This is a genomic window from Sphingomonas sp. MM-1 (assembly GCF_000347675.2).
In the GTDB taxonomy this organism is placed as follows: Bacteria; Pseudomonadota; Alphaproteobacteria; order Sphingomonadales; family Sphingomonadaceae; genus Sphingomonas_E; species Sphingomonas_E fennica.
Genome location: NC_020561.1, coordinates 1303705 through 1323625 on the forward strand (window position 1 = coordinate 1303705; position 19921 = coordinate 1323625).

Sequence of the window (19921 nt, forward strand, 5' to 3'; positions counted from 1 at the left end):
CGTCCGGACGGGAAATGCCCGGACCGCGGGACGCGCCTGAAGGGGGAGCGTATTCCGCGGTGCCCGCCTGCCGCCCTCCCCCGCCGATCCGGCGGACGCCGGAGGGAGGCAGGCGGGCGCCCCCCGCGCCCGAGGCTTCACTTCACGGTTATCAGGATCACCGAGGAGACCGCCCCGAGCGCGATGATCGCCAGGGTGAGCAGCATCACCGAAACGGCGGGGGGACGAAATTCCTGCGACAGGAGCTGGGCGTGAATCGCGCGATAGCGGAACAGCGACCAGATCAGCAATATGATGCCGACGACGACCATGCCGAGGCCGAACTGCTCGGTGCTCCACATCCGCCGGGTGGCGATGCGATCGTCATAGCCCTTCCCTTCCGCCAGGAACACGGCGAAGCGATTGATGGTGATGCCGAAGCTCATCAGCGAAACGGCGGTGCGCACATAAGAGAGGTGCGTGCGCTCGTTGGAGAGGTGGGAGCGATCATTGGACAATTTGGTGCGATGTTCGGACATCTCCGTCCGCGCGTGGGACAATTCGGTCCGGTAATCGGAAAGGTCGGTCCGATGCTCCGAAAGGTCCGTGCGATGCTCGGACAGGCGGGTGCGGTGTTCCGAAAGGCCGGTGCGGAATTTGGAGAGGAGGGAGGAAACCTCCTCCTCCGACTTGCCGGCCAGCGCGCGGGCAAGCTCCGGCGGGAAATCATAGGGCGGGACGGCGCCGTGGGTCTGATCCAGCGGCTTATCCGCCGGGGGATCGTAGCGCCGCTTTTCGGGGCGTCCGCCGAGCAGTTCGGAAAGGGATATCATCGGCGCCTCCAGCCCGGCGGATCGCCCGGCGATAAGGCACGCAGCGGCGGCGGCCAATCAGGCGCAACCCTGATTTGCCACCGGATTATCCCCGTCGCGGGCGGTTCAGCCCGGCCGTTCCACCGCCACCACATCGGGCGTGCGCCAGCCGAGATGCTGGCCGGAATCGACCGCGATCACCTGCCCCGTGACCGAAGCCGCGCCGGCCAGGTAGAGCACGGCATCGGCGATATCGTCCGGCGGGCTGGGCCGTTCGAGCAGGGTGCCCGCCGCCTCGCGCGCGAAGAGATCGGCATCCTGATGGCAGGAAGCGAGCACCGGGCCGGGCGCCACGGCGTTCACCCGGATCGCCGGCGCCAGCGCCTGCGCCATCATCTGCGTCGCCGTCCACAGCGCCGATTTGGTGAGCCCATAGGAAAAGAAGGTCGGATTGGGGCGGAGCACGCGCTGGTCGAGCAGGTTGACGATGGCGGCGCCCCGCACGTCGGCGGCCTTCACCTGCGCGGCAAAGGCCTGCGCCAGCACCACCGGCGCGCGCAGGTTCACCGCGAAATGCGTATCCCACAGGGCCGGATCGAGCGCGCCGAAGCTATCCTGTTCGAAGGTGGAGGCATTGTTGACGAGCAGCGCCAGCGGCCCGAGCGCTTCGACCGACCGATCGACCAGCCCGGAAACGGCGGCCTCGTCCGCCAGCTCGGCCGGCAGCACCGCCGCGCGCGCGCCGCGATCGGCGACCTCGGCGGCGACCGCCTCCGCCTCCTCCACGCCATGGCCGCAATGGATCGCGACATCCCAGCCGGCGGCCGCCAGCCTGAGCGCGATCGCCCGGCCGATGCGCCGGCCGGCGCCGGTGACGAGCGCCACGCGGCGCGGGGTGGATCGGGAAAGGGAAGATGAGATGGAAGAAGCGGTTGCCATGACCCGGATTGTTAGGCGAAAGCCACCCTGCCCGGCAATTCATGGCGTGACCAATTAGGATGCAGGATGCATAGATTTATGGCCATGACGCCCAAGGACCATCGATGACCGCATCTCCACCGCCCGCCCCCAGCCGGGGCCGCGGCCGCCCGCGCAAGCCGGAGACCGACGCGACGATCATCGCCGCCGGCCGCCGGCTGCTGCGCGAAGGGGGCATCGACGCGCTGACCTTCGACGCCATCGCCCAGGTCACGGGGGTGACGCGGGCCACCATCTATCGCCGCTGGCCGACCAAGGCGCACCTGCTGAGCAGCATCGCCAACGAGGATGGCGGCGACGAGGTGCATTTCGTGGACGTGACCGAAGAGGAGGGCATGGCCGGCGAGGTGCGCGCGCTGATCGAGCAATCCTATCGCCGATACTGCCTGCCCGATATCAGCGCCGCCAGCCTGGGGCTGTTCGCCGCCATCCAGCGCGACCCGGCGCTGCGCCGCGAGTTGCAGCTTCCGATCGAAACCGCCGCCCGCGCGGACATGCGGCGCATCGTGAACGAGGGCAAGGCGAAGGGCATGGTGCGCGCCGACGTGGACCCGGACGCCTTTTTCGACGTGACGATCGGCGCGGTGCTATCGCGGATGCTGATGTCGTCCGTTTCGGCGGACGAAAATCTGATCGACGACATCACCGGCATCATCCTGAACGGGATCGCGCCGCGCGATTGACCCGGCGGGGCGCGTTCGCGACCGCCGGCCGCGACGACGATCAGCCGGCAACCGCGTCGATCTGGATATGCCGCGCGGCTTCCGCCTCCGCGCGCAAGGCCCGTGCCCTGGCGGCGAATTCCCGGGCGAGCTGGCGGTGCGAGGCTGCGGCTTCGAGGCAGGTGGCCTCTTCCGCCGCGCGCAATTCCTCCAGCGCGCGCCTTTCGCAGAAACTGGCGGTCATTCCGAACATCGAAGGCCTCCTTCGTGGCCCCCTCCCGATACCTCATCCTAGCCATGATCCTCCCGAATGGAAGATGGATGCGCCGAAGTGATGAGGCGTGCGGGAAAAGGCTTATTCCGTAGGCCGTTGTTCGAAACCGGCGGCGGTGGCGGGGGCGGTTTCCGTAACGTCCACCCGATCGACTCGGGCGGCGGGCGGGCCGCCGTGGCAGCGGGCCACGAAATCCGCGACGGCCGCCGCATCGCCCGTCACCACCGCTTCGACGCTGCCGTCGCGGCGGTTGCGGACCCAGCCGGAAAGGCCCAGCGCCCGCGCCGTTTCCACCGCCCAGCCGCGATAGAATACGCCCTGGACCCGGCCGTGGATGGCAAGGTGGCGGCTGACGGCCATCGCCCGGCTCAATCCACCCGGCGCGCGGTGATGATCTTCACCGGGGACGCCAGCATCTGCCCGCGCATCGCGCCTTCGCCCTCGGTGGGCGAAACCGGCGCGTCGAGGATGCGGTGGACGACGTCCATCCCCTGTTCGACACGGCCGAAGGCGGCGAAGCCCAGATTGTCGCCGGGTTGCGACGGGTCCGCATCCATCGTCGGCATCGCGCCGACGGTGATGAAGAAATCGCCGGTCGCGCTGCCCGGCGCGGCGCGCGCCATGGATATCGTGCCATCCGCGTGGGTGAGGCCGGTCTTGCTCGTCGGCTCATGCGCGATCGGCGGCAGCGCGCGCCTGGGATCGTTGCGCGCGCCGCCCTGGATCAGGCCGAAGCCGGGCGCGACCCTGGTGGCGCGGTAGAAGCTGGTGCCGTCCAGCCTTTTCTGGTCGACATAGCGGAGGAAATTGGCGGTGGTGACGGGCGCGCGATCCTTTTCCAGCGCCAGCAGGATATCCCCCTCGCTGGTCTGCAGGCGGACATGGGCGAGCGCCGGCGCGGGTTCCGGCGGGGCAGCGGCTTCCTGCGCGAGAGCGGGAAAGGCGGCGGCGAGGCCGAGGGCGGCGAGGACGAATCGGCGGTGCATGGCCCGAGCCTAATCGCCCTCGCCTTCCATCAGAAGCTGTACTTGCCGGCGACCTCGATACGATCGAGCTGACCGGTGGCGCCCGAGACCAGGCGCCGTTCCCCGCGCCGATATTCGACGCCGATGTCGAACTGCTTCACCGGCGAATAGAACAGGTTGGCCGCCGCGCTCCACGCGCCGTCATTGGCGTCGGCAGCGATGGCGAGGTGCGGATAATCCGCCGACTGGAAGCTGCCCGAGACGGTGGAGCGGAGCCGTTCCGTCCAGCCGATGCGCAGCGCCGCGAAACCGGCGGTGACGCCGACAGTGTCGAGCCCCGCCGCCCCCAATATCGCATCGGGCGCGAGGTTGAGGCCGACATAGCGGCCGATGCCCTGCCCGTGGCTGAGCATGAAGCGGATATCGTGGCGGCGGGCGGGGCCGAAGCCGATCTTGCCGGCGGCGGAGACGCCCCAGGCGAAGGCATGATCGACGCCGCCGGCACCATCGGCGGTGAGCTGGCGGGCAAGCCCCGCGAGCGACAGCTCCGCCGGCCCCGCCGCGAGGTTCAGGCGCGCCGTGAGATCGGGCACGCGATCCTGATCATATTCCACCATCGCGGAACTGCCGCCGGCCGCGAGCACCGTGGTGGCGGGATTTTCCGCCGCGATCGCCAGCGTCAGCCCCCTGGCCAGCCGGAAGGCGTAGCGGAACTGGGCCTGCCGGACGAACACGGTGCCTTCGCTGGGGCCGAGGAAATCGGTGGTCTCGGGCAGGGCCGAGACATATTGGAAGTTGCTCCATTCCTGCCCGATCAGCGCATCGTCGAAGGTGAAGAAGGCGCGGCGCAAGCCCGGATTATAGGCGTTGGTGATCCGCTGGTTGCCGGTGCCGGGCGAAACCTGGAAATCGACCTCGACCAGGCCCTTCAGCTCATGATCGCGCAGCGGCGTGGCGGTGCTGATCGCGAGCCTCGTCTGCTTGGCGTTCGCTTCGAACGAGCGATCGGCGCGGCCGCCGACCGGCGTGGTGCCGGGCACGTAGAAATCCCGCCCGGTGGAGCCCGCCGGCATCGGCCCGTCATCATAGCGGCTGAAGGCGGCGACCGCCTTCACGAAGCCGCCGATCTTCACGGTGGTGCCGGCGACGCTGAACCCGTCGCGCGGGGCGGCCGGAGCGGGGGCCGGCGGCGCGGCCGGAGGAGCGGCCCCGGCGGTGGCGATCGCCACGGGAGCCGCCGCCGCCGCAGAAGCCTGCGGCGCCGCATTGCCGGCCCGCAGCGCGGACAATTGCCCGCGCAGATCGGCCAGCGCGGCCTCCAACTCGCCCAGCCGGCGTTCCAGCGCCGCTTCGCGATCGGCGGGCTGGGCCATGGCGGGCGCGGAGGCGCAGCCCGCCATGGCGGTTCCGGCGAGCATCGCCCGCCGGAGCCACTTCGTCATCATCAAACCTCTCCCGGAAAAGTCGCGGCGCCCGTGGCGTCGGATCAGAAGCTGGACCAGTCCTGATCGGCGAACACGTCCACGGCGGCCGATCCCTGCGCCATCGGCAGCGGGCGCGGCGCGGGGCGCGGCGCGGCCACCGATGCCGAGGCGGCAAGCCGCGGACGGGCCGCGACCGCAGCGCCCGTGCGGAAGCGCGAGGAGCGTTCGGACAGCGCCTCGACCTCGCCCGCGAGATTGCGCGCGGCGGCCGAGGTCTCCTCCACCATCGCGGCATTCTGCTGGGTGGACTGGTCCATGGCGCCGACGGCCGTGGTGATCTCGCTGATCGTGGCGGACTGGGCCTGGTTGTCCGACGCCATCGTCGCGACCAGCTTGTGCACTTCCTCCACGCTGCCGCTGATATTGGCGAGCGCGCCGTCCACCTTCTGCACGGCATCCACGGCCATGACGATATCGGACTGGGTGGCGGTAAGCTGCTCGCGGGCGCGCTTGGCCTCCTCCTCCGAACGCATGGCGAGCGCGCTGACGAGATCGGCGACGACCGCGAAGCCGCGCCCCGCCTCGCCCGCGCGGCCGGCCTCGACCGCCGCGTTCATGGCGAGAACGCGGGTCTGGAAGGCGATCTTGTCCAGCCCCTCGATCACGCTGTCGATGCCCTGCGCGCTTTCCGACACGCGGCCCATGGCGCCGACGGCCTCGTCCGCCGTCGCGCGGCCGGAGCCGACGATGGCGATCGCCTCGTTCGCCTGGCCCGCGGTGTGGACGGCGGCGGCGGCGGTGGAGCGCAGCCTTTCCTCCATCTGGCTGAGCGCGGCGGAGGTTTCCTCCAGGCTGGCGGCGTTCGCTTCGGTGCGGCGCGCGAGGTCTTCCGAGGCCTGGGCGATCTCGCCCGATCCGGTGCGGATCGCATCGGCCGAGTTGGCCAGCGCCGTCATCATGTCGCGCAGATTGCCGACCGCCGTGTTGTAATTGCCCTTGAGCGCGGCATAGGCCGGCGGGAATTCCTCGCTGATCGCGGCCGTGAGATCGCCGTCGGACAGGCTGGCCAGCCGATCCGAGACGACGGTGACGACGAACTGCTGCTCCGCATCGGCCTGCGCCTTTTCGGCCTCCGCCGCGGCCTTGGCGACGGCGGCGTCGCGGAACACGCCGAGCGCGGCCGCCATCTCGCCCACTTCGTCCCGGCGATCGAGACCGGGAATGGCGGAGCCGGTATCGCCTTCCGCCAGCGTGCGCATCCGCTGGGTGAGCGCGACCACGGGGCGCGAGATCGAACGGCTGAGGAACCAGTTGAGGCTGCCGACCGCGAGGATCACGGCGAGCACGGCGAGGCCCAGCACATAGGCCGCCTTCATCACGGCGGCGCGGATCTCGTCCACATAGACGCCCGATCCGATCATCCAGCCCCAGGGGGCGAACCCTTTCACATAGGATATCTTGGGCTGGGCGCCGTTGGCGCCGGGCTTGTCCCAGCTATAGTTGACGAAACCTTCGCCCCCGGCCTGAACCACCTTCACCATTTCGCGGAACATGTAGATGCCGTCCGCATCGGTGTTGTTGCCGACATCCTTGCCTTCGAGGGCGGGATTCATCGGGTGCATCACCATGCGCGGCTGCATGTCGTTGACCCAGAAATATTCGTCCTTGCCGTAACGCATCGCCCGGATCGCGGCCAGGGCGGCGGCCTGCGCATCGGCGCGCGGCATCGCGCCGGCGCTTTCCAGCTTCTGATAGTGGACGAGCACGCTGTGGGCGGTTTCCACCGTCTTCCGGGTGCGATCCGCGATATCGTCGCGCATCACGGTATCGAGCCGTAACAGGGAGAGCGCCAGAACCACGACCAGGCCGGTCAACGCCGCCAGGCTGACAAGGTTGAGGCGCCCGCCGATCTTCAAGCGGTGCATTGAAACCTCCAAAATTCGCATGGTGCATTATAGGAGGAGGCAAAGGGGGATCGGCGGCGACACGATCTTCTATACGTATTTGCCGCAGAGGTTGACGCTACGTCACCGTGACTTTGACGGTGAAGTAGAACGTTACAAAACATCAAATAAAAGTCCGATCCGAACCTATATGCAGGCACAAGGGTTACGCCACGGCCCCAAAGCGGCTAACCTTGCCGGCCGCCATCCCCCCACGGGAACCCGAAGCGGCCTTCCCGCGTCCCTGCAGGGTGCCCCGCGTCCGCCGCGTTCCGGCACGCCTGACAAGACAAGAGGTTATCGATGAATCCAGCCGTGGATCGCGGCCCCCTGCCCCAGCCACCGCGCCTGCCCGAGCCGCCCGCCGGCCTGCTGGAGGGCGCCAGCCTGTTCATCGATTTCGACGGCACCCTGGTCGACCTGATCGACCGGCCGGACGAGGTGATCGCCGACGAGCGGCTGCGCGCGCTGCTGATGCGGCTGCACGACCGGCCGGAAGGCGGCATCGCGGTGGTGAGCGGGCGATCGATCGCCCAGCTCGATGCCATGCTGGGGCCGGTGGCGCAGCTGATCGCGCTTTCCGGCAGCCACGGCACCGAGCATCGCTGGAACGGGATCAGCGCCCATCCGGTGCGGCCCGAGACGCTGGACGCGGCCGAGACCGAGCTGCACGCCTTTGCCGAGGCGCATCCCGGCGTGATGGTGGAAAGCAAGAGCTTCGGCGCGGCGCTGCATTACCGGCTGGCGCCCGCGGCGGAGGTTGCAGCCCGCAGCCTCGCCCGGCGGATCGGCGCCGAGACGGGGCTGGCCGTGCAGCCGGGCCATATGATGATCGAGCTGCGCGTGCCGGGCAGCGACAAGGGCGTGGCCGTGCGCGGGCTGATGGGGCGGCCGCCGATGGCGGGCACGCGGCCCGTGTTCATCGGCGACGACCTGACCGACGAGCCGGGCTTCATCGCCGCCACCGAGCTTGGCGGCTGCGGCGTGCTGGTGGGCGCGCCCCGCGAGAGCGCCGCCCGCTATGGGCTGGCCGACAGCGCCGCCGTGCGCGCCTGGCTGGCGGGGGAGCACGCATGACCGCGACGCTGGACCTGTGGCCGATCGGCAATTGCCAGGTATCCTCGCTGGTGGACCGGCGCGGCCGTTTCGTCTGGGCGTGCGTGCCACGCGTGGACGGCGATCCCCTATTCTGTTCGCTGCTGGATGCGAACCCGCCGGCGGCCGAGGGCGCGCGCGGCTTCTGGGAGATCGACCTGGAGGACTGCGCGGAGACGACCCAGCATTATATCCGCAACACGCCCGTGCTGGTGACGCGGCACGACGACGGGCGCGGCAATGTGGTGGAGGTGACGGACTTCTGCCCGCGCTTCACCCGCAACGGCCGCATGTATCGGCCGGTGGCGTTCGTCCGCATCGTCCGGCCGATATCGGGCAGCCCGCGCATCCGCGTGCGGCTGCGCCCGGCGCGCGACTGGGGCGCCCATGCGGCGGCGCGCACGCGCGGTTCCAACCATATCCGCTACATCCTGGCGGAAAGCGTGCAGCGGCTGACCACCGACGCGCCGATCGGCTGGATCGAGGATGAGCGGCTGTTCCGCGTCGAACGGCCGCTGCATTTCTTCTTCGGTCCGGACGAAAGCTTTTCGGACGACGTGCGCCACGCCACCGAGCAGATGCTGGACCTGACCATCGCATCCTGGCGGCGCTGGGTGCGCGGGCTGGCGACGCCGGTGGAATGGCAGGAAGCGGTGATCCGCGCGGCGATCGCGCTCAAGCTCTGCCAGCATGAGGAGACCGGCGCGATCGTCGCCGCGCTCACCACCTCCATCCCCGAACATGCCGATTCCGGCCGCAACTGGGACTATCGCTACTGCTGGATACGCGACGCTTATTATACCGTGCAGGCGCTCAACCGGCTGGGCGCGCTCGACGTGCTGGAAGGCTATCTCGAATATCTGCGCAACATCGTCGACAATGCGAGGGGCGGCCATGTCCAGCCGCTCTACGGCGTCGGCGGCGAGGCGCTGCTGCCGGAGCGCGAGGCGCCCGCGCTGGACGGATATCGCGGCATGGGGCCGGTGCGCGTGGGCAACCAGGCCTATGAGCAGATCCAGCACGATGCCTATGGCCAGATCGTGCTTTCCAACGTGCAGGCCTTCTTCGACCAGCGGCTCTACCGCGTGGCGGGGCTGGAGGATTTCACCGCGCTGGAGCCGATCGGCGAGCGGGCCTGGGCGATGCACGACAAGCCCGATGCGGGCCTGTGGGAATTGCGCACGCGCGCGCATGTCCACACCTATTCCGCCGCGATGTGCTGGGCGGCGTGCGACCGGCTGGCCAATGCCGCCGAGGCGCTGGGGCTGGAGGACCGGCGCGCCTTCTGGCAGGCGCGGGCGGATGCGATCCGCGAGAAGATCGAACGATCCGCCTGGCGCGAGGGAACGGGCCGGATATCCGCCACCTTCGACGGCGACGACCTGGACGCCAGCCTGATCCAACTGCTCGACCTGCGATTCCTTCAGCCTGCCGATCCGCGCTTCCACGGCACACTCGTTTCGGTGGAAGAAGGACTGCGGCGTGGCAGCCATATGTTGCGTTATGCCACCGAAGACGATTTCGGCCTGCCCGAAACCGCCTTCAACGTCTGCACATTCTGGCTGATCGAGGCGCTGAACGCCACGGGCCGGATCGCCGATGCCCGTGCGCTGTTCGAGGAAATGCTCGGCCGCCGCACGGGGGCGGGGCTGCTTTCGGAGGATATCGATCCGGTGACGGGCGAACTCTGGGGCAATTACCCGCAGACCTATTCGCTCGTGGGCCTGATCAACTGCGCGGTCCTGCTGAGCAAGCCGTGGAGTTCCGTGCGATGAGCCGCCTGATCGTCATTTCCAACCGGGTGCAGCCGGCCGCCGACGGCGCGGGCAACCAGGGCGGGCTGGCGGTCGCGCTTTCGGCCGCGCTGCGGGAAAGCAACGGCATCTGGTTCGGCTGGTCGGGCGGGGAGACCGATCATTTCACCGGCCATATCAACTTCCAGCGGCACGACGGCGTCGCCACCGCCACCGTCGATCTGGAGCCGCAGGACGTGGAGGAATATTATAACGGCTTCGCCAACCGCACGCTGTGGCCGCTCTTCCATTATCGCATCGACGTGGCGGAGTTCGAGCGCGGCTTTGCCGAGGGCTATGAACGGGTGAATGCGCGCTTCGCCGAGACGGTGCAGCCGCTGATCGAGCCGGACGACATATTGTGGGTGCATGATTACCACCTGATCCCGCTGGGCGCGGAGCTGCGCGCACGCGGCGTGACCAACCGGATCGGCTTCTTCCTCCACATCCCCTGGCCGCCGATGCAGCTCCTGCTGGCGCTTCCCAACCATCGCGAGCTGGTGGAGGCGATGTTCGCCTATGACGTGATCGGATTCCACACGCGCGACTGGCTGGATTCCTTCCTCGATTATGTCAGCGCCGAGCTGCCGGGCGCCGTGATCGGCGCGGACGACATCATCACGCTCAACGGACGCAGCATCCGCGCCGTCGCCTGCCCGATCGGCATCGACACCCAGGCCTTCCGCGACAGCGCCAACCAGCCCAACGCGCTCAACGCCTTCCAGCGGATGCGGATCAGCGCCAACGGGCGGGAGATGATCATCGGCGTCGACCGGCTGGATTATTCCAAGGGGCTGCAGGAACGCTTCCTCGGCTACGAACGCTTCCTGGCATCGCATCCCGAGGCGCTGGGGCGGGTGTTCCTCCTCCAGATCGCCCCGCCCTCGCGCGAGGACGTGCAGAGCTATCGCGAGATACGCGCGGCGCTGGACGGGCTTTCGGGCCGGATCAACGGCGAATATGCCGACGTGGAATGGGTGCCGATCCGCTACGTCAACAAGGGCTATCCCCGCGACGAGCTGGCCGGCATCTATCGCGCCGCCCGCATCGGGCTGGTGACGCCGCTGCGCGACGGGATGAACCTGGTCGCCAAGGAATATGTGGCCGCGCAGGACCCGGAGGACCCCGGCGTGCTGATCCTTTCCCGCTTCGCCGGCGCGGCCGAGCAGATGGGCGAGGCGCTGCTCGTCAACCCGCACAGCGCCGAGGACGTCGCCGATGCCATCGCCCGCGCGCTCGCCATGCCGCGCGCCGAACGCATCCGCCGCTGGCGCGCGCTGATGGACGGCGTGGAGCAGGAGGACGTGCTGTGGTGGCAGCGCCGCTTCACCGCCCTCCTCGCCGCCCCCGACCCCGAGGCCCCGGCCGACCGCGCGGCGGCATGATAGCGGCATAATATCGGGGCGCCGAGATGCCGACGCCTCGCGCCTCGGCAAGGCTCGATCGCCGCACGGGCTTAACCCCGGCCGCCGAACCGGCTATCATGCCGGCCGCGCCGAACAGGGAGGATGCGTTGACGGAACGGGATATCGATCGGCTCTATCTGCTGAAATATATCCTGACCTTCCCGCTGGTGCTGGCGACCTGGGCGCTGGGCACGGCGATCGCCGCGATCTTCCTGCGCCGCCGGGAATGGTGAGGGGCCGGCGCCTGCCCGCCCTGCCGGATTACGGCGCCCCGACCTGATCGCGGCGGAAGCAGGCGGCCGCGTGATCGTTGACGATGCCCACCGCCTGCATCCAGGCATAGACGATCGTGGGGCCGACGAACTTGAAGCCCCGGCGCTTCAGATCCTTCGATATCCGTTCCGATAGCGGGGTAGTGGCGGGAAAGTTCACGCCGTCGCCCATGAGCACGCGGCCTTCGGTGAAGGACCAGCAATAAGCGGCGAAATCCTCGCCCCGATCGGCCATGTCGCAATAGAGGCGGGCGGCGCCGATCGTCGCCTCGATCTTCGCGCGGGAACGGATGATGCCGGGATCGGCCAGCAGGCGCTGGACGTCCGCCTCGCCGAAACGGGCGACCGTGGCGGGATCGAAGCCGGCGAAGGCCCGGCGGAAGGCGTCGCGCTTGCGCAGCACGGTGATCCAGGCGAGGCCGGCCTGGAAGCCGTCCAGCATCAGCTTTTCCCAGAGCGCGCGGCCGTCGCGCTCGGGCACGCCCCATTCGCCGTCATGATAGGCCCGCATCAGCGGATCGCCTTCGGCCCAGCCACAGCGGTACGGCGGATGCGATGTCATGAGGGGGGCTGCCTTTCCTTCTGCCTGCGCCGGGGAGAATGGCGAAGCGCGCGGCACCCGTCCATCGGCATGATCGGCCATCATGCGTTCATATGCTATGCCTATGCGCATCCCTTCCGGCGCGCGGCGCCGGCGGACCATTGGAGGCGGTTTTGGACGTTCTGCTGGTTGAAGACGATGCCATCCTGGCGAAGGACCTGGCCGCCGAATTGCGGGAATGCGGGCATCAGGCGCAGATCGTGGGCGACGGCCGCCTCGCGCTGCAGGCGCTGGTGGACCGGAAGTTCGACGCCGTCATCCTCGACCGCATGCTGCCCGAGCTGGACGGCCTTTCCGTCCTCAACCGGATGCGGGCCGAGGGCATGACGCTTCCCGTCATCATGCTGACGGCGCTCGGCAAGTCGGCCGACAAGGTCGAGGGGCTGGAACAGGGCGCGGACGATTATGTGGTGAAGCCGGTCGACGCGGCGGAGCTCAACGCCCGGCTGATGGCCGTCAGCCGCGGCCGGCAATGGAACATGCCGGAAAACGACACGATCAGCGCCGGCGATATCACCGTCAGCCCGCTGCGCCACCGGGCCTGGTACAAGGGCGCGCCGGTGGTGCTGCCCAAGGTGGAATTCCAGCTTCTGGCCGAACTGGTGCGCAACGCCGATCGCGTGCTGACCCGGGCGATGCTCTACGAACGGGTATGGGATTATGATTTCGAGCCCAAGTCCAACATCGCCGACATGTATATCCGCCGCCTCCGGCTAAAGCTGATGGAGGCCGGCTGCGACGATCCGATCGTGACGGTGCGGGGCATCGGCTACATGCTGCGCGCCTGAGCGCATGCGCCCGCATTCGCTGCGATCCCTGTCGGCGCTGTTCCTGATCGTCTTCCTCGTCGCGACGATCCTGACGGGCGTGGGCACGCTGCTCGTCACCCAGCGGACCATCACCCGGCTGGTGGACCAGCGGATCGCCGGCGAGAATATGGAGGTTTCCGGCAGCGACTATCCGGCCGATCCGGCGCGGGTGCGCGCGCTCATCACGCTCTTTTCCCAGCGCCGGGACAAGGGCGACGTGGGCTTCCTGCTGACCGGCCCCAAGGGCCATTTCATCGCGGGCAACGTCCGGCTCGCCCGCGTGCCGCCGCCCGGCTATTCGACGCTGAGCGCGGCGGACCATATTCCCGGCCTGACCCATGGCCGCGCCTTCACCCGCGACATCGGCAACGGCATGATCCTGACGACGCTGGCCGAGACCGAGCCGATCCAGAACTATAATTCCGCGCGCGTCCGCATCTACGTGCTCGGCTTCGGATCGATCATCCTCATCGTCTTCGGCGGCATCGTGCTTTTCGGGACGCTGATAAGCCGGCGCATCCGCGAGATGCGCCAGACGGTGGATGCGATCATCGACGGCAATATGCGCCAGCGGGTGCCGGTCGACGGATCGCGCAGCGAGTTCGACCAGCAGGCCAGGGCCTTCAACCGGATGCTCGATCGCATCGCCGCCCTGATGGACGGCATCGCCAATGTTTCCAACGATATCGCCCATGATCTGCGAACACCGCTCGGCCGGCTGCGCGGCCAGCTCGCGCGGTTGCGGCGCGAGGCCGATACGCCGGCGATGCGGGAGGGGCTGGACCAGGCGATCGCCCAGAGCGACGCGCTGCTGGAGATGTTCGCCGCCATCCTGCGCATCGCCGAGATCGAGGGCGGCGACCGCCGCGCCGCCTTCGCCGCGCTGAACCTCGGCGCGCTGGCGACGGAGATCGGCGAGATGATGGCGCCGGTGGCCGAAGCCGAGGAGCACCGGCTGGAGATCGGCCCCTGCCCCGCCATCCCCATCCATGGCGACCGCCGGCTGCTGAGCCAGGCCATCATCAACCTGATCGAGAACGGGGTGCGCTACACGCCTCCCGGATCGACCATCCGCGTCCGCGCCGCGCGATCGGGGGATGAGGCGATGCTGATCGTCGAGGATGACGGCCCCGGCATCCCGGCCGAGCGCCGCGCCGATGCGCTGCGCCGCTTCGGCCGGCTGGACAAGGCGCGCAACCGTCCGGGCCACGGCCTGGGCCTGTCGCTGGTGGAGGCGATCGCCCGGCTGCATCGCGGGCGCCTCGCGCTGGAGGATGCCGGCCCCGGCCTGCGGGCGGTGCTGGCCGTCCGGGCGGACTGAGGCAATGGAAAGGAAAAAGGCCCCGCCGTCCCGCAAGAGGGACGGCGGGGCCTGATATCCGGTCAGGCCCGGCTTCGATCAGAAGCGGATGCTGGCCTCCAGCCCGTAGGTGCGCGGCTCGTTATAGTTGGCGTAATCGCCCAGCGTCGCCTGGTTGGAAGGATCGCGGCGGTAGATGTGCGCCTCGTTGAACAGGTTGCGCGACCAGACCGAGACGGTGAGCTTGCTGCTGTCGTTGGCGAGGCTGATGTCGGCGAGCGACAGCCGGCCGTTGACGATGAAGGAGGAGTCCGCCTTCATCGCGAACTGATCGAACGTCTGGGTCGCCTGCGCATAATTGGCGTCCAGGTGCAGCCTGGCCGTCACGCCGCCGACCGGCACCGAATAATCCACCGCGCCGCTGGCCGTGTTGCGCGGGGTGAAGACGATGAACACCGGCTGCACCACGCCGCTGAACGGATTCAGCGTCGGCGGGATCTTGGTATAGGTGTAGGCATAGGCCGCGTTCAGCGTCAGCCCCTGCATCGGGCTCAGCGTCGCTTCCGCCTCGACGCCGCGGATCTTGGTGGTGCCCGGCGCATTGATGGTTTCCAGCGTGTTGCGCGTCGATCCGTTGGGCTGCGGCGTCACGAGGCTGAAATCGATCTGGCTGCCGGTGCGATCCATGATGTAGCCGGCAAGGTTCAGGCGCAGCATGTGATCGAACAGCTCGGTCTTGGCGCCGATTTCATAGGACTTCACCTTTTCCGGCCCGAAGGACCGGTAGGTGAGCGAGCGCGAGCTGGCGCCGCCGGCGCGATAGCCGGTGGCGAACTTCGCATAGAGGTTGATGTCCTGCGTCGCATCCACCGCCAGCGTCACCATCGGATCGAAGCGGTCGTTCTTCTCCCGGAAGGTGAAGTCGGTGGGCGCGTTGTTCACCGTCGTCAGCTCGCCATGCTTGTTGTCATGGGTGTAGCGGCCGCCGACCGTGAGGTGGGTGATGCCGCCCATCAGGTCCGGCGTGTAGGTGAGCTGGCCGTAGGCGGCATAGCTCTTCGACCAGGCGGTGCTGGCGCGGTCGATCGAGCGATGGCCCCGGATCGTCGGCGTCGGATCGAGGATGGTGTAGCCGGTGCCGTCGGCATTCCACTGGTTGGAGCTGGGCGTCGAGGCGTCGTCGCTCGCCTTCTCGTTGAAATAATAGAGGCCGGCGACATAATCGAGGTTGCCGGTGCTGCCGACCGCCTGGAATTCCTGGCTGAACTGGTGCTGCCAGAGGCCGGCGAGGCTGTAGCGGCTGAAATTGCCGTTGGGCGCGAAAACGGGCACACGATGCGCGCCGCCGCTATTGTCCCACTGCTCCACGGAAACTTCGCGATAGGCGGTGATCGACCGCAGCTCCACCTCGGGCGCGACCTTCCAGCTGAGGTGCAGCGTGTGGCCGAAGGTCTTGTCCACGCTCGGCTGCTGCGGCACGCCGATATCGGCCACATCCATGCGCTTGTCGCCCACCACCACGATCGGCGGCAGCGGCGCGATCGCCCCGGCCGGCTTGTTCAGCGGGTTGTAGTTGACGAGCTGGCTGTAGAAAGGCGAGTTGGCGTCATAGCCGTTGTCGTAGCTGTAATCGGCGGTGAAATCGGTGGAGGGCTGCCAGCGCAGCGTGGCCTTCACGCCGCGGCGGTCATAATAGTTCCAGCCGGTCTGGCCGGGCAGCGGGTTCTTGACCGTGGGGTCGCGATACTGGACGACGCCGTCCACCTTCAGGCTGAAATTGTGGAATTCCGGCAGGTCGAGATGGGCGTCCGCATTATAGGCGCCGTAATTGCCGATGCCGGCGGTGCCGCGGAAACCGAACTCGCCGGACGGCCCCTTGGTGACGATGCTGAGCGCGCCGCCTTCGGTGTTGCGGCCGAACAGCGTGCCCTGCGGGCCCTTCAGCACCTCGATCCGCTCGATATCCATCAGCGCCGCGTTCAGGCCCTGCTGGCGGCCGAGATAGACGCCGTCGATATAGACGCCCACGCCCTGCTCGCGCGCGGGCTGGTTGGCGTCGAGCGGAACGATGCCGCGAATGCCGATGGTGAGCGCGGACTGGCGCGCCTCGAAGGTGGCGACGCGCAGGCCCGGAATGGCGCCGTCACCGAGATCGAGCAGGCTCTGGGCGTGACGCTCGGTCAGCGCCTTGCTGTCCATGACCGAGATGGAGATCGGCGTTTTCTGGAGATTGGTTTCCCGCTTGGTCGCGGTCACGACGATCTCGCTAAGGCCGCCGCTTTCGGGGCTGGCGCTTTCCGGGGCGGCGGCTTCCGCCGGCGCGACTTCCGCAGCGAGAGCGGGCACGGCCAGCGCCATGAAGGCGGTGCCGGCCAGCAGGGCGCGCGCAACCGAGCGCGTCAGACAGATATCATTTTGCATGCTTTCCCCCGAAGAGAATCAAAATCAGGACCGGGGGCGGCAATAGAATATTTATGAAGGCAGTTATGTTACAGGCGCAATAACCTAACTGTAATTATATATACATTTTCGTTACATTTTGGATTTATTCTTGGGACCTATCCGTCATTCCGACCTTATCTCACGTCATATCGGAAAGATGGAAAGTATATTTCCCGACATATAGAAAAGATAATTTTCCGATCAATTTCGATTCTTCCGATATCGCCTGCCTCAACGGAGAAAGAACATGGCAGCGCCGGTCCGCGCCCGCGCGCATTGCCGGCGGTATCCTTCCGCGGGGCGCAGCCCGCGACAGAGCCGCCGCCGCCCGCCGAGCGCGGAAATCCGCGCATATTTCACCGCCGACATAAAATGTTCGATCGGCCCGAATAGGGCGGGCGAAACAGATGAAACACGGGATTGTCATGGTCCGCCTGCCGCTTTTGCTTTCCGGTATCGCCCTCCTGCCAGCACTGGCCGCCGCCCAGGAAAGGGCGCCGGCCGAACCGGACAGGCATGGCCCCGCCCCCGATGCCGAGATGGCGGGGGACGAGGATATCGTCGTCACCGGCCAGCGCCCGCCGGGCAGCGTGATCGGCGACATCGCGCCCGAGCTGGTGCTGAGCCCGGCGGACATCCGCACCTATGGCGTAAGCTCGATCACCGACCTCATCGCCGAGCTGGGTCCGCAGACGACGAGCGGCCGGGGCGGCCGGCCGGTGGTGCTGCTGAACGGCAAGCGGATATCGAGCTTCGCCGAGATCCGCGACATTCCGACCGAGGCGATCCTGCGCGCGGAGATATTGCCGGAGGAAGTGGCGCTCAAATATGGCTATCGCGCCGACCAGAAGGTGGTGAACATCGTGCTGCGCCCGCGCTTCCGCACGACCACCGCCGAACTGACCGGCGCCGCGCCGACCGAAGGCGGGCAGAGCAGCACCAGCGCCGAGAGCAGCCTGCTCAGGATCAACAAGGAAGGCCGCTTCAACCTCGCGCTCAAATATCAGCGCAGCTCCGCGCTCTACGAGGATGAGCGCGATATCGTCGCCGATACGCCGCGTCGCCCCTATGACGTGACCGGCAACATCACCGCGCCCGTCTATGGCGACGAGATCGATCCCGCGCTGAGCGCGCTTGCCGGCCAGCCCGTGACGGCGGCCGGCGTGCCTGCCGCCGCGGCGCAAGACGCGCAGCCGCTTACCGCCTTCAACCGGCCGATCAACACGACCGATACGGGGCGCTACCGCACGCTGCTGCCGCAGACCGACAGCGTATCGATGAACGCCGTTCTGAACCGCACCATCTTCGGCGACGTATCGGCGACGGTGAACGGCACCTTATCCTATGACGAGAGCGACAGCGCCCAGGGCCTCGCCACCGCATCGATTCGGCTGCCCGGCGAAAGCCCCTTCTCCCCCTTCGCCGGCGAGACGCGTCTCTACCGCTATCTCGACGAGATCGATCCGCGCACCCAGCAGAGCAAGACGGTGACCGGGCATCTCGGCTTCACGCTGAGCGGCGCGGCCAAGGGCTGGCAATGGAATGCCACCGGCAATTACGACCGCACCGAGATCAGGACCCGCACCCGCAACGGCGTGGACATCGCCGATTTCCAGGCTGGGATCGACGCGCTCGATCCCACGCTCAACCCCTTCGCGCCGATCCCCGCGGCCCTGATGGGCAGCCCGCTGATCGACCGCGCGCGTTCGGTGGAGGGCGTGGGCAATATCCAGCTCGTCGCCAACGGCACGCTGGCGCGGCTGCCGGCCGGGCCGGTCTCCGCCACGGTGAAGCTGGGCGGCGAGTTCAACGACCTCGACGCCCATTCCACCCGCGCCGGCATGATGACGGACAGCGATCTTTCGCGCGACATCGCCAGCGGCCAGATCAGCCTGGACCTGCCGCTGGCCAGCCGGAAGCGCGGCTTCATCGGCCCGCTGGGCGAGCTTTCGGCCAATGTGAACCTGGCCTATGACCGTCTTTCCGACTTCGGCGGGCTGACCACGCTGGGCTACGGCCTCAACTGGACGCCGATCCCCGCCATCCGCCTGATCGCATCGGTGACGGAGGACGAGAATGCGCCGACCATGCAGCAGCTCGGCAACCCCACCATCGCGACCAGCGGCGTCCGGATATTCGATTATGTGCGCGGCGAGACGGTGGACGTCACGCGGATCAGCGGCGGCAACCCCACGCTCCAGGCCGACGACCGGCGCGTGTTCAAGCTGGGGGCGACCATCCGCCCCTTTACCGGCAACGACCTGACGCTGAGCGCCGATTATGTGAACAGCCGCGTCCGCGATGCGGTGGCGGCCTTCCCGACGCCCACCGCCGCGATCGAGGCCGCCTTCCCCGATCGCTTCGTGCGCGATGCCAGCGGCCAGCTCGTCAGCGTCGACAGCCGGCCGATCAACTTCACCCGCCAGAACAGCGAGGAGCTGCGCTGGGGGATCAATTTCTCGAAGCAGCTTTCCTCCCCACCGGCGGGCGCCGGCAACCGGCCGATGCTGCGGGAGCTGGCGCGCGATGCGGGTGACGGGCCGCCCGCCGAGCGCCCGGCGGGGAGCGACGCGGATCGGCCGCGCGGTGCCGGCTTCGGACCGGGCGGCGGCGGTTTCGGCCGCGGCCCCGGCGGGCGCGGCACGCGGATGCAGTTCGCCGTCTATCACACCGTCCACCTGCGCGAGGAAATCCTCGTCCGCCCCGACGGGCCGATGCTGGACCTGCTGGACGGCGACGCGATCGGATCGACCGGCGGCCAGCCCAGGCATGAGGTGGAGGCGCAGGCCGGCCTGACCCATAACGGGCTGGGCGCGCGCCTTTCCGCCGCGTGGCGCAGCGGCACGGACGTGAATGGCGGGCCCGACGGATCGGATTCGCTGCACTTTTCCAGCCTGACGACGATCAACCTCCGCTTCTTCGCGGATCTGGGCCAGCAGGCGAAGCTGGTGTCCGCCGTCCCCTTCCTGCGCGGCTCGCGGCTCACCCTTTCGGTGACGAACCTGTTCAACGAACGGATGCGCGTGCGCGACGCGGACGGCATCACGCCGGTCAGCTACCAGCCGGACTATCTCGATCCGCTGGGCCGTTCGATCCGCATCAGCTTCCGCAAGCTGTTCTTCCCGCCCCGGCCGTCCGGGCCGCGCCCCTGACCGCTCGGGCCGCG

At 68.2% G+C, this 19921-nt stretch carries 17 protein-coding genes; 8 read left to right on the forward strand and 9 right to left on the reverse strand.

Annotated elements, in window-relative coordinates:
* Nucleotides 1-137: 137 nt before the first annotated feature.
* Nucleotides 138-812: a YidH family protein gene (locus G432_RS06395; RefSeq protein ID WP_107396049.1), complete on the reverse strand. Its 675-nt coding sequence runs from the start codon at nucleotides 810-812 to the stop codon at nucleotides 138-140.
* A gap of 105 nt (nucleotides 813-917) precedes the next feature.
* Nucleotides 918-1730: an SDR family oxidoreductase gene (locus tag G432_RS06400; protein WP_015458010.1), complete on the reverse strand. Its 813-nt coding sequence runs from the start codon at nucleotides 1728-1730 to the stop codon at nucleotides 918-920.
* Nucleotides 1731-1834: 104 nt separating this feature from the next.
* Here G432_RS06400 and G432_RS06405 point away from each other — a divergent pair, with 104 nt between their 5' ends.
* On the forward strand, nucleotides 1835-2452 hold the full coding sequence (locus G432_RS06405; RefSeq protein ID WP_015458011.1) for a TetR/AcrR family transcriptional regulator: 618 nt from the start codon (nucleotides 1835-1837) through the stop codon (nucleotides 2450-2452).
* A gap of 40 nt (nucleotides 2453-2492) precedes the next feature.
* Here the strand turns inward: G432_RS06405 and G432_RS06410 are convergent, their stop codons facing one another.
* The 5 genes from G432_RS06410 to G432_RS06430 form a co-directional block, all read right to left on the reverse strand.
* Nucleotides 2493-2684 (reverse strand): hypothetical protein, encoded by a 192-nt coding sequence (locus G432_RS06410; protein ID WP_015458012.1) that lies wholly within the window; start codon nucleotides 2682-2684, stop codon nucleotides 2493-2495.
* 102 nt (nucleotides 2685-2786) lie between these two features.
* Complete coding sequence (locus G432_RS06415; RefSeq protein ID WP_041864828.1) at nucleotides 2787-3065, reverse strand: acylphosphatase; 279 nt, start codon at nucleotides 3063-3065, stop codon at nucleotides 2787-2789.
* Nucleotides 3066-3073: 8 nt separating this feature from the next.
* Nucleotides 3074-3691 (reverse strand): peptidylprolyl isomerase, encoded by a 618-nt coding sequence (locus G432_RS06420; RefSeq protein WP_015458014.1) that lies wholly within the window; start codon nucleotides 3689-3691, stop codon nucleotides 3074-3076.
* Nucleotides 3692-3720: 29 nt separating this feature from the next.
* Nucleotides 3721-5115 carry a DcaP family trimeric outer membrane transporter gene (locus tag G432_RS06425; RefSeq protein ID WP_015458015.1) on the reverse strand — a complete coding sequence of 465 codons (1395 nt, stop codon included), beginning with the start codon at nucleotides 5113-5115 and terminating at the stop codon, nucleotides 3721-3723.
* 41 nt (nucleotides 5116-5156) lie between these two features.
* Complete coding sequence (locus G432_RS06430) at nucleotides 5157-7019, reverse strand: methyl-accepting chemotaxis protein (RefSeq protein ID WP_015458016.1); 1863 nt, start codon at nucleotides 7017-7019, stop codon at nucleotides 5157-5159.
* Between the two features lie 321 nt (nucleotides 7020-7340).
* On the opposite strand from G432_RS06430, the gene otsB reads away from it, so the two are divergent.
* From otsB to G432_RS24265, 4 genes are all read left to right on the forward strand, one after another.
* Nucleotides 7341-8114 carry a trehalose-phosphatase gene (gene otsB, locus G432_RS06435; RefSeq protein ID WP_015458017.1) on the forward strand — a complete coding sequence of 258 codons (774 nt, stop codon included), beginning with the start codon at nucleotides 7341-7343 and terminating at the stop codon, nucleotides 8112-8114.
* On the forward strand, nucleotides 8111-9907 hold the full coding sequence (locus G432_RS06440; protein WP_015458018.1) for a glycoside hydrolase family 15 protein: 1797 nt from the start codon (nucleotides 8111-8113) through the stop codon (nucleotides 9905-9907). The genes otsB and G432_RS06440 overlap by 4 nt, the downstream gene beginning before the upstream one ends.
* Nucleotides 9904-11310, forward strand: coding sequence for an alpha,alpha-trehalose-phosphate synthase (UDP-forming) (locus tag G432_RS06445; RefSeq protein ID WP_015458019.1), 1407 nt, complete (start codon nucleotides 9904-9906; stop codon nucleotides 11308-11310). Before G432_RS06440 ends, G432_RS06445 begins: the two co-directional genes overlap by 4 nt.
* A gap of 128 nt (nucleotides 11311-11438) precedes the next feature.
* A complete protein-coding gene (locus G432_RS24265; protein ID WP_269078702.1) occupies nucleotides 11439-11564 on the forward strand; it encodes a hypothetical protein in 126 nt (41 codons plus the stop codon).
* Nucleotides 11565-11592: 28 nt separating this feature from the next.
* Here G432_RS24265 and G432_RS06455 read toward each other — a convergent pair whose 3' ends face one another.
* A complete protein-coding gene (locus G432_RS06455) occupies nucleotides 11593-12165 on the reverse strand; it encodes a DNA-3-methyladenine glycosylase I (RefSeq protein ID WP_015458021.1) in 573 nt (190 codons plus the stop codon).
* Nucleotides 12166-12317: 152 nt separating this feature from the next.
* Between G432_RS06455 and G432_RS06460 the strand changes: the two genes are divergently transcribed.
* Nucleotides 12318-12992: a response regulator transcription factor gene (locus tag G432_RS06460; RefSeq protein WP_015458022.1), complete on the forward strand. Its 675-nt coding sequence runs from the start codon at nucleotides 12318-12320 to the stop codon at nucleotides 12990-12992.
* A gap of 4 nt (nucleotides 12993-12996) precedes the next feature.
* Complete coding sequence (locus G432_RS06465) at nucleotides 12997-14334, forward strand: sensor histidine kinase (protein ID WP_015458023.1); 1338 nt, start codon at nucleotides 12997-12999, stop codon at nucleotides 14332-14334.
* Nucleotides 14335-14412: 78 nt separating this feature from the next.
* On the opposite strand, the gene G432_RS06470 is transcribed toward G432_RS06465, so the two are convergent.
* Entirely contained in the window at nucleotides 14413-16734 is a 2322-nt protein-coding gene (locus G432_RS06470; protein WP_015458024.1) for a TonB-dependent receptor, read from the reverse strand.
* Nucleotides 16735-17162: 428 nt separating this feature from the next.
* Here G432_RS06470 and G432_RS06475 point away from each other — a divergent pair, with 428 nt between their 5' ends.
* Complete coding sequence (locus G432_RS06475; RefSeq protein ID WP_236626864.1) at nucleotides 17163-19907, forward strand: TonB-dependent receptor domain-containing protein; 2745 nt, start codon at nucleotides 17163-17165, stop codon at nucleotides 19905-19907.
* The last annotated feature ends 14 nt before the right edge of the window (nucleotides 19908-19921 follow it).